This is a genomic window from uncultured Capnocytophaga sp., from assembly GCF_963525585.1.
Lineage (GTDB): Bacteria > Bacteroidota > Bacteroidia > Flavobacteriales > Flavobacteriaceae > Capnocytophaga.
The window spans coordinates 50,428-56,896 of sequence record NZ_CAURLX010000012.1 but is presented as its reverse complement, the minus strand read 5'-3'; the positions used below and the strand labels follow the sequence as shown (position 1 = coordinate 56,896).

Annotated in this window: 3 protein-coding genes; all 3 read left to right on the top strand. The window is 39.9% G+C overall.

Features of this window, described 5'->3' with window-relative positions:
* Positions 1–673: 673 nt before the first annotated feature.
* The 3 genes from RYK20_RS04640 (at position 674) to bioB (ending at position 6,452) form a co-directional block, all read left to right on the top strand.
* The gene (locus tag RYK20_RS04640) at positions 674–3,802 is read left to right on the top strand and encodes a TonB-dependent receptor (protein WP_314894578.1); all 3,129 of its coding nucleotides are present in this window, start codon (positions 674–676) and stop codon (positions 3,800–3,802) included.
* Between the two features lie 14 nt (positions 3,803–3,816).
* On the top strand, positions 3,817–5,289 hold the full coding sequence (locus RYK20_RS04635; protein ID WP_314894577.1) for a RagB/SusD family nutrient uptake outer membrane protein: 1,473 nt from the start codon (positions 3,817–3,819) through the stop codon (positions 5,287–5,289).
* An 80-nt stretch (positions 5,290–5,369) separates the two neighbouring features.
* Positions 5,370–6,452 carry a biotin synthase BioB gene (gene bioB, locus RYK20_RS04630; RefSeq protein WP_314894576.1) on the top strand — a complete coding sequence of 361 codons (1,083 nt, stop codon included), beginning with the start codon at positions 5,370–5,372 and terminating at the stop codon, positions 6,450–6,452.
* The last annotated feature ends 17 nt before the right edge of the window (positions 6,453–6,469 follow it).

The window sequence follows — 6,469 nt, the reverse complement described above, 5'->3', positions numbered from 1 at the left end:
ACATAATAGTATCTGAGGAGTTCAAGAATATTTGTGAAAGAGAAAAATTAAAAGGATTTAATTTCAAAGAAGAGGGTTATTCTATTTGGAGATAAATCATAGAATTTGTGATATTTCAAAGGTTTTTTCACCGTTGGCTTGAGGTTGTTGCCTGTATTTATATAACAAGAGTTTATAGCTCCACTATGGGTAGAGTAGATGTTATTTTATATCCGATTTAGCAATGTAACTAACGAAAATAAGAGCATTGCTTGCTACTTTTTTATATGAAATTATGGGCTTGATTATGAGGTATTATCGTCTTGATTTTAGAATAGGGTAAATGGATAGCTCATAATGTATTAAATAAGTTGTTGGAATAAAAAATAAAAAATATATAGCTTAAAATAATAGAAATAATGCATTAAAAAATATATATTGATGAATTATTTTCTATTTGTAATTATTCAATAAAAAGTAATTTTTACTATAAAAAGCTGATATTCAGTTTTTTCTACTGGATATAACATTTGGATGAATTATTAATAATGCAATAAAATGAATTTTTTAATAAAATGATTTCAAAAAAACAATGTTTTTATAGTTGTTTATTCAAATTTTTAATGTATATTTGCACTTTGTAAATAAAAATGTATTCTTGTTAAAAAAAGAACACAGATAATAAAATTTGAATATGAATAACAACAAACAGCGAAGAAACCTCTTCTTATGGCTATTGCTCTTCCCCTTAGGGCTTTTAGCACAGCAGGTAACAGTAGAGGGAACTGTAAAGGACGAAGAAGGGGAGGGATTATTAGGCGTTTCGGTAACTCTAAAAGGGACATCCAAAGGAGTAGCAACCAATGCCAAAGGTTACTATCAACTTAAAGCACAGGAAGGAGAAATATTGGTCTTCTCCAGTGTGGGTTTTCTTACACAGGAAGTAGTGATTGGTAAGAGTAACCTGATAAATGTCACCCTTCAGCCAGAGGTAGAAGAGCTTAAAGGGACAGAAATAGTAGCAGTAGCCTATGGAACTACAGACAAAAAGTCCTTTACGGGTTCTATGACCACTATCAAGGAAGATGCATTCAAGGACAAGCAAGCGAATAATGTAGTCAAAGCTCTAGAGGGAGCTGTAGGAGGCGTTCAGATTACTTCAGGATCAGGGGAACCTGGTTCAGGAGCTACTGTGCGCATCCGTGGAATAGGCTCTATCAATGCTTCTAGTAGTCCGCTAATAATTATAGATGGGGTACCCTTTGAGGGAAGTCTTAATGCTATAAATAATAGTGATGTACAGAGTATCAATGTACTTAAGGATGCTTCTGCGGCGGCTTTATATGGCGCCAGAGGAGCAAATGGGGTAATAATCATCACTACCAAGAGTGGTACTCGAGGAAAGCTTTCAATATCGTTGGATAGCAAGGCTGGTTTTAACTATCGTGGTGTCCCAGAATATGACCTGCTTAGTTCGCCTTCTCAGTACTATGAGACTCTCTGGAGTGCTTTATATTACCAGAACTTATACGGGCAAGGGCTTGCTGATGACCAAGCACGTACAAGAGCCAGTAATCGCCTTATACGTAGTGTAGGAAGGGGATATAATATCTATAATGTAGCTGATAATCAAGTGGTAGGGGCTGATGGAAAGCTCAATCCTTTGGCTCAGCTTAAGTATTCTGATGCAGCTACTTTTAACCAATGGGATAAGGCTCTTTTTCATACGGGAGTACGTCAGGAACATAATTTCAGTATGAGCAAGGGAACAGAATATAATAGCTTCTATTTTTCCTTAGGATACTTGGGAGATGAAGGTTATAATAAGAACTCTTATTTTGATCGTTATGCTACTCGCTTCTCCTATCGAGGAGAAATAACACCTTGGTTGAGAGGAAATGCTACCTCTATGCTTACCTATACAGAAAAGCAAGGGGTTTCTAGTAGTTATGATAATCCTTTTGCTTGGACACGGCAGATAGCTCCTATCTATCCTATCTATGAGCACGATGCTAATGGTAATGTACTCCCTACCTATGACTATGGAGAAGGACGTACCTATAGTAGCAATGCTAATCCAGTAGCTACACAGAAGGAAAATAAGGATGTAACAAGGGATTTCTATTTCTCTCAGTCTCTTTCCTTGGATGCTATCCTGCATAAGAATCTCACCTTTTCTGCTACGGGTAATTTCTATGGAGATTTTTATGACTCAAATGTTTTTACCACTCCTTTAGGAGGTGAAGGAAAGGTGTTTGGAGGGAATATCTCCAAGTATAGAAGTGATGTTATAGTAATGACATTCAACCAATTACTTAGGTATAATAAGCAATGGAAGGATTACGGATTAGAAGGACTTTTAGGACACGAAACCCATAAGACTCGTATGGGGAACCTCTCTGGAGCCAAAAGGAACTTAGTAGATCCTCATAATACAGAATGGAATAATGCTGCCGTAATGGGGGGTATGAACTCCTATACAAGCCGTTACTTTGTAGAAGGGTACTTTGGGCAGCTCACAGCACATCATAAGCAGAAATACTTCCTTTCAGCGAGTTTACGTAGAGATGCCTCTTCAGTATTTGCTCCTGAACACCGTTGGGGTACTTTCTGGTCAGTAGGAGGTTCTTGGCTTTTACATCAGGAAGCTTTCCTAGAGAAAGCCACATTCCTTAACACTTTTAAGCTTAAGGCAAGTTATGGTGTACAGGGGAATGATGTACTCTATCTGCCAGATGGAGGCCGTTCGTATGTTCCTTATATGACACTTTATGAGGTAACCACCAACGGAAGTACCCCAGGACTCCGTGCACGATACAAAGGAAACCGAAACATCACTTGGGAAGAAAGTGCAAACTTCAATACAGGGGTAGAACTTGCCTTATGGAATCATCGTTTTACTCTGGAGGCAGACTACTTTATGAAAAAAACTAAGGACTTGCTCTTTAATATGCCTTTGCCTGCTACTTCAGGCTTCTCTTCAGAACCTCGTAATGTGGCGGATATGGAGAACAAAGGAGTGGATTTTACCCTTACTTTTGTTCCTGTGAGAACTGAGAATTTCCAATGGTCACTCTTTTTCAATGGATTGCATTATAAAAATGTGATTACTAAGCTTCCAGAGGAATTGCGTGAGAAAGGAGTCTCTCGAGGAGGAGGACAAATCCTTAAGGAAGGAGGAAGCCTATATGATTTCTATTTTGTACGTTATGCAGGAGTAAATCCTGATACAGGAGATGCTCAGTTCTATATCAAGAATACTGCTACAGGAGCTTATGAGGTCAAGGGTAGTACAAACTATGAACAGGATCATAGTCGCCAGTATGTAGGTAGTGCGATTCCTGACTTGCAGGGAGGTTTCGGGACAACCCTTACTTTCTCAGGCGTAGATCTTTCCTTGCAATTCGCTTATCAATTAGGAGGTAAATTCTTTGATTACCAATATGCTACCTTGATGCATATGGGAGAGCAAGGTAAAAACTGGCATACAGACATACTTAACAGATGGACCCCTGAGAACCGTTATACAGATGTTCCTCGTTTGGAATATGCAAACCAGAAACTCCTTAGTGGCTCTGATCGCTTTGTTGTAGAGGCTTCTTATCTTTCTCTTAAAAATATCTCCTTGGGCTATACCCTTCCTCAGGAAGTATGTCAGCGGCTCCATTTGAGCAAATTACGTTACTATATCACAGCAGATAATGTATATTTGTGGAGTAAGCGTAGAGGGTTAGATCCTCGTAGTAGTATCTCAGGGGCAATTGGCTCAGCTGTTTATAGCCCTATACGCACGGTTTCTTTAGGTATATCACTGACATTATAATAAAGCAAAATAAAATGAAAAAATATACACAACCTCTTCTTTTTGCCCTTCTTACATTAGCTTTTGGAGGGTGTTCCAAGGATCATTTTGATCCCAAAGTAGATCAGTATCTTTCCCAAGAGCGTAAGGATGAGCTCAAGGGAGAGGTAGAGAGCAAGGTTCGCTTGCTAGAGATAGAGCTTAATGGAATCTATAATAACAATGTTGCAGTACAGACCTCAGGAGCAGATAGTTTTGGGCTCAAAGCCATAGGACTTGCTACAGACCTTTCGGGTTTGGATATGATTCAGTACACCTATAGCTGGTTTGGTACGGACTATAATTTTGATATGTGGCGTGCTGAATTTGGGAGAACAGGATTTATGTGGAACTTTCTCTATAAACAAATTAGTTCTATCAATATGGTGCTCTCTGACTACTTTCCAGAAGTGCCTACCAATCAGGTGCTCTACCAGCAATATGCACAGCTGAAGGCTCTCAGAGGTATCTATTACTATTACTTAGTGAATCTTTATCAGCATTCTTACCAAGGAAACGCCACAAGCTTGGGAGTCCCCTTGGTACTTACTCCAAGTGATGGTTACTTAGCCCGAGCAACAGTGGAGGCGGTATATACCCAGATTAAAGAAGATCTCTCAGTAGTGGATAATGCACTCTTCCTAATCACTCCTAGTAAGACAGATGTGGATAAGGCGGTTGCAGCAACTTACTTAGCCAAAGTATATGCCCATCGTCAGGAATGGGGTCAGGTGCTTACCTATAGCCGAATGGTACTCAATAGTGGTTATTTTACCTTTACTTCTCCTACTGAGTTGCAAGCAGGTAAGTGGGATCTGGGAACCTCTTCTTGGCTCTGGGGATATGATGTTACTCAGGAGAATTCTACTCAATGGAGTTCGCTTTATGCGCACTTGGATAATACCATTGCCTTAGGGTACGCAGGGACAGGAGCTTTTAAGAATATCTATAGTAATCTTTATGCACAGATTCCCAATACCGATGTGAGGAAGCAACTATATATCAATCGTACCCTGTTTCCCACCATCGCTAATAGGTATCGACACTTGCCTGATTATGCCAATATAAAATTTGTTACAGATCAGAATTTCCTTTCGGATTACTGCTTTTTGAGGTTTGAGGATCCTTTCCTTCTTTATACAGAAGCCTTGGTAGAACTCAATCAGTTAGATACAGCCAGGAGAACATTATCATATTTCCTACAGACTTTCCGAGATGAGAGCTACACCTCTACAGCTGTAACTCAAGATGCTTTAAGAGATGAAGTACGTACTCAGAGGCGTATAGAACTCTGGGGAGAAGGAACCTCTTTCTTTGACTTCAAGCGTTGGGGAATGGGAGCTAATAGGACAGAGGTGGGGTCCAATCACGTATTTGCTATTCAAGTTCCTGCTGGAGATAGGCGATGGGTATACCAGATACCTACTAGCGAGATGGAAGCCAATACCCATATGGTACAGAATCAATAGTGATGAAAAAAAGTAAGAGAATGAGTTATCATTGGAATTAATTTTGTATTTTTGCCCCCTGATAATAAATACTCAAAAATATGAGTGATATACGTTATAATTGGACTAAGGAGGAAGTGATGGAAATCTATAATAAGCCTCTAATGGACTTATTATATGAAGCCGCTACTATTCATCGCCAATATCACGATCCCAATACGGTGCAAGTATCCACCTTATTGTCGGTCAAGACAGGGGGCTGTTCGGAGGACTGTTGTTACTGCTCTCAGTCGGCACGTTACCAGACGGAAGTAGAGATAGAACCTATGATGACCGTGTCACAGGTCAAGGCACAAGCCTTACGAGCAAAAGCATCAGGGAGTTCTCGGGTATGTATGGGTGCCGCTTGGCGTAATGTGAAAGATGGACCTGAGTTTGAGCAAGTGCTTGAAATGGTGCGTACCATTAACAAATTAGATATGGAAGTATGCTGTACCCTAGGTATGCTCACAGAGAACCAAGCTAAGCGCCTTTCAGAAGCAGGACTATATGCATATAATCATAATCTAGATACTTCGGAGGATTACTATAAGGAAATCGTCTCTACTCGTAGCTATGAGGATCGCTTACAGACAATAGATAATATTCGTAAGACAAATATCACTGTATGTAGTGGAGGTATTATAGGGATGGGAGAATCTCTTGAAGATAGAGCAAGTATGCTCGTATCTCTTTCTACACTATATCCGCAACCCGAATCAGTGCCAATTAATGCCTTAGTACCTATAGAAGGAACTCCTTTGGAGGAATTACCACCTGTAGATATCTGGGAAATGGTTAGGATGATTGCTACAGCTCGTATTGTGATGCCACAATCCCAAGTAAGGCTCTCAGCAGGGCGCACCCATATGAGTAGGGAAGGACAGGCACTGTGCTTCTTCGCTGGCGCAAACTCTATCTTTGCTGGAGATAAGCTCCTTACCACTCCTAATCCAGATATTAAGGAAGATATGCAGATGTTAGAACTCTTAGGAATGCGTACTCAGAAGCCTTTTGAGAAACACCCGCAACCAGTTACTGTAGAAGCTGCAGATTCACAAATTCCAGCTCTCGGAGAGAAACCTAAATGGTCACGACCTACACATAAAAATGCTCACAGTGAAGCTTACCAGAAGAGGAAATAGTATGTCATCTTTAATAT